This is a genomic window from Flavobacterium sp. (assembly GCF_044368625.1).
Taxonomy (GTDB): Bacteria; Bacteroidota; Bacteroidia; order Flavobacteriales; family Flavobacteriaceae; genus Flavobacterium.
In genome coordinates, this window is record NZ_JBIPPD010000249.1 from 1 (window position 1) to 4,208 (window position 4,208).

Annotated in this window: 3 protein-coding genes; 1 reads left to right on the forward strand and 2 read right to left on the reverse strand. The window is 35.8% G+C overall.

The features are described from left to right. Positions 1–84 precede the first annotated feature (84 nt). Together ACIQ2X_RS14215 and ACIQ2X_RS14220 are read right to left on the reverse strand one after the other, a co-directional pair. Positions 85–303: a hypothetical protein gene (locus ACIQ2X_RS14215; RefSeq protein ID WP_396179601.1), complete on the reverse strand. Its 219-nt coding sequence runs from the start codon at positions 301–303 to the stop codon at positions 85–87. Positions 304–413: 110 nt separating this feature from the next. Further along, positions 414–2,822, reverse strand: coding sequence for a prolyl oligopeptidase family serine peptidase (locus tag ACIQ2X_RS14220; RefSeq protein WP_396179603.1), 2,409 nt, complete (start codon positions 2,820–2,822; stop codon positions 414–416). A gap of 148 nt (positions 2,823–2,970) precedes the next feature. Here ACIQ2X_RS14220 and ACIQ2X_RS14225 point away from each other — a divergent pair, with 148 nt between their 5' ends. Next, complete coding sequence (locus tag ACIQ2X_RS14225; protein WP_396179604.1) at positions 2,971–3,309, forward strand: YegP family protein; 339 nt, start codon at positions 2,971–2,973, stop codon at positions 3,307–3,309. The last annotated feature ends 899 nt before the right edge of the window (positions 3,310–4,208 follow it).

Sequence of the window (4,208 nt, forward strand, 5' to 3'; positions counted from 1 at the left end):
GCGAATTGTAACAAAGAGCGAGTAATATTCGAAAATCGAATTGATTTGACTTAAGGCAAAATGAGTAATTACAACCGTTCTCATCTAAAGATCATCAACATTTACAAAACGTCCTGATGTGATATCTTTTTCCGAAAGCTCGGCTCTTTTTTGATATTCATCAATAGAGAATGGCGCAAAATGCATTTCTTTTTTTTGCTTTTTTGCGTAAGCAAGAATCGATTTAATGGAATTAATTAAATGTTCATCTTTAACAAATTCAAGTTCTTTCTGAATATTTTTAATTTCAACTGCGATATCCATAACTTTTTATTTAAAACAAATTTACAAAATATTACGTAAGTATTTTTCAAAAATAAGGTTGCCGAAATACAAATTTCAGCAACCTTTTTCAATTTAATAAAAGCTTCTATTTAATTCTTCAAATACTTTTCTAAAAACTGGTCTTGTTCCCAAAGTAAGTGCAAGATATTGTCTTTCGCAACATAACTGTGACTTTCTTTTGGCAAAATAACCATTCGCACCGGAGCACCCAAACCTTTCAAAGCTTGAAAATAACGCTCGGTCTGCAGCGTGAATGTTCCTGGATTATTGTCAGCTTCTCCGTGAACCAACAAAAGCGGCGTTTTCATTTTTCCCGCATTCATAAATGGCGACATTGTGTTGTAAACCTCAGGTACTTCCCAATAATTACGTTGTTCACTTTGGAAACCAAAAGGCGTCAATGTTCTGTTGTAAGCGCCACTTCTGGCAATTCCGCAAGCAAATAAGTTAGAATGGGAAAGCAAATTCGCAGTCATAAATGCACCATACGAATGTCCGCCAACTGCCACTTTTTTCGGGTTGATGTAACCTAACTTGTCTACGGCATTTATGGCCGCTTCTGCATTATCCACCAACTGTGAAATAAAATTATCATTGGGCTCTGTTTCGCCTTCACCCACAATCGGGAACGAAGCATCGTCTAAAACTGCATAACCTCTCGTAACCCAATACACAAAAGATCCATAGTAAGGAAACGTAAATTCATTCGGGTTTTGAGCGCTTTGACCTGCACTGTTTTTGTCTTTAAACTCTTCTGGGTAAGCCCAAATAAGCAAAGGCAATTTTTCTTTTTTCGTCTTGTCGTAGTTGGCGGGTAAATACAATGTTCCAGAAAGTGCCACTCCGTCTTTTCGCTTGTATTTAATGACTTCTTTATGAACGTTTTTAATGCTTTCAAACGGGTTTTTGAAATTTGTAATCTGCGTCAAACTGTTTTTCTTCTTGATGTTTCTAAAGTAATAATTTGGATATTCGGTTTTAGACTGAATTTGGACCAAAACATCGCCTTTTTTGAAATCTTCAATCGAAAAAATGTTCTCTATTTTGTCTTTGTAATTCGACTGGTACAATCTTTTGGTTTTCAAAGTCTTTATGTTGAATTCATCTACAAAAGGAAATTGTCCGTCCTTGGTATGTCCGTCTCCCAGTAAATAAGCGTTTTCACCTTCAAGGGCCAACACATATCTGCCGTATTGGTTTTTTACGGTTTCAAAATTTCCGGGATCAGCATAAATGTCTTGCGAATTTCGGTCCCAAATCAGTTTTGGTGCTTCGTTCAATGCCGAAGGATTCATTAGGTAGGTTTTTGAATTTCGGGTGTCGTACCACGAGTCGTAAAGTACAGCCGTTGTTGCATTTCCCCAAGTAATGCCGCCGTACCGTTGTACTGTTTTAATAAACGATTGAGGAGCTTGAGAAAATGGCGCTTCCCAAGTAAATACTTCGTCTCTGTAATCAACTTTATTTGCCGGATTTCCTTCGTCCAAGGCTTCTGCATAATACAAAGTAGCAGGAGCGTCGGCACGCCAATTCATACTTCTTTTGCCTTTTTTAACCGCCATAAATCCTTTAGGCATAATCTCATTCAATGGCGAGTCGTTCACAATTTTCACCAAATTTCCATTGGCATCATAAATTGTTGTTTTATTTGGAAAACGACTCAACGGCACAATATAAGAAAAGGGTTTTTCGATAGTAGTTACCATTAAATAATTTCCGTCGGGCGAAAAATTCTCACCAGCATACAAATTGGCTTCTTTAAAAAGTATAGCAATACCGTTTAAATCTACTTTGTACAATTCAGAAGTTACTAGAGTTTCAAAATTGGTTTCGTCCGTTTTATTTTTTAACAAATCTTGGTACGTTCTGTTTTGCGAAACCGATCCGTCTGCTGTAGAAACAATCGGGCCGGAAGGCAAATCTTTTTTTACATCAATAAGTGCTGGACGGTTTTTGGGCAACATTTTTACCAAAATATGGTTGTTGTCTTTGAACCAACTAAACGGACTTCCCATATTGCTGTTTACTCGTGCATCAGTTAATTTTTTAGCTTGAGCGGTTGCTACATCAATTACCCACAGTTCTACACCCGTAGCAGTGGTGTGAGAAAATGAAATTTTCTTTTCGTTGGGCGACCAAGAAATGTTGGTAATCTTGGCATTTTCGGGCAATCCTTTGACTTGCTCTTCGTTTGCACCTTTAATTTTTCGGATTTTTAGGTTGCTGATGTACGTTGTCGTACTGGAAATATTGGTCACCGGATTGATGCGCAAACCTCCCAAACGCATTTCCTCTTGACTTAAATCATCAAGGGTTTTGTAGGTATTGCGGTAGGAAAGTAGCATGTATTCCTTTTTGGTATCCATCGAAACCGATGGAGCACGCTCATAATCTGCAAGGTCGAGAATTTCTTTTGGCGGCTTTTGATACGATAAGTTTTCTTGTGCATTTGAAGTGACAAACGCCAGAAAAAACAGTAAAGCGAAGGTGTTTTTCATATAACTTGGGTTTAATAATTTTAGGGTTCTAAGGTAGTGAAGTGGATTGTTATTTTTTAGAATAAGCAAATTTAAAATTAAATTTTTATGCAAGTTTCATCTGATTTTACTAATTTTAAATCTACAAAAAACAATTAATAAAACAATTATGGCAAAATTTGAGATTACAAAAAGAGCAAATGGTGAATTTCAGTTTAATTTAAAAGCTGGAAATGGTCAAGGAATTTTAATTAGTGAAGGATATGTCGCTAAAGCATCTTGCATGAATGGAATTGAATCCGTTCGGAAAAATTCGCAAGTGGATAAGCTTTTTGATCGTTTGGAATCTAAAAACGGCAAGCCTTACTTTAATTTAAAAGCTACAAACGGCCAGATTATTGGCGGTAGCGAGATGTATGAAAGCGTGGCGGCCCGCGAAAACGGTATTCAATCGGTGATGAAAAACGCTCCGGATGCTACTATTGATGATAAAACAGTTGAAGCATAAGTAATACCGAACAATGTATTTAATCCTCCAAGTGTTCTTTACATTTGGAGGTTTTTTTATGCGATTGTGTTTTGTTCTTCGACCTTGTCCAAACGCCAAAATCTACGAACACGAATTTTGAAAGAATAGTGCGAGTTAAAATACAATACTGTTTTTGATTATATGAGGTAAATTAGTTTTAGAGTTCAAGGTACTAAAAATCAAAGTTTTAGCCTCTCAAATTGACCATTTGATTGCACAGGATTATTTTTTTTGGGTGTTAAAATCCTTAAATTTGTTTTTAAAATGAGAACGGCATAAGCAAAATAATCACAAATATCGACTAGCTCGACCTTAACGGCAGTTACACCTATGCCAATTATTTACTTTGGTAGTTTCAAAAGCGGGTAGTGCCTATTAAAGGTAAAATTCTGAAAATGAGTCCCCCCACCAAACAGAAAACATCAGGATATTTCAGGAACTATTTTCAGGTAAGTAGATCATTATTTCTCCAGCAAAAGTTGCAAAGTCTATTATGCACCATTTGACGTCGGAGCTCCCGACTTGATTATTGAAATACGCTCTCCCGGAAATTCCAAAAAAAGAAATGGACGTCAAATTTGACTCGCATAAAGAAAACTTGGTGCGAGAATATTGGCTTGTGGATCCCTCTTCCGAAACCGTACTGATTTATGTACTGAAAAATAACAATTTTATTGTATTAAAACCATGTACAATAGATAATGAAATTAAAAGTCCCACTTTTCAAAATCTATCTTTTCCTTTCAAAAATATTTTTGATTTTTAAAGTAAATGCTGTGTTCAATTCATAAGTGCAACAAACTTATTATTTAGAGTTTCAATTGGACTAAGATAATTGAATTTTCTAATAGGTCTGTTATTAATTGATAATTCTACTT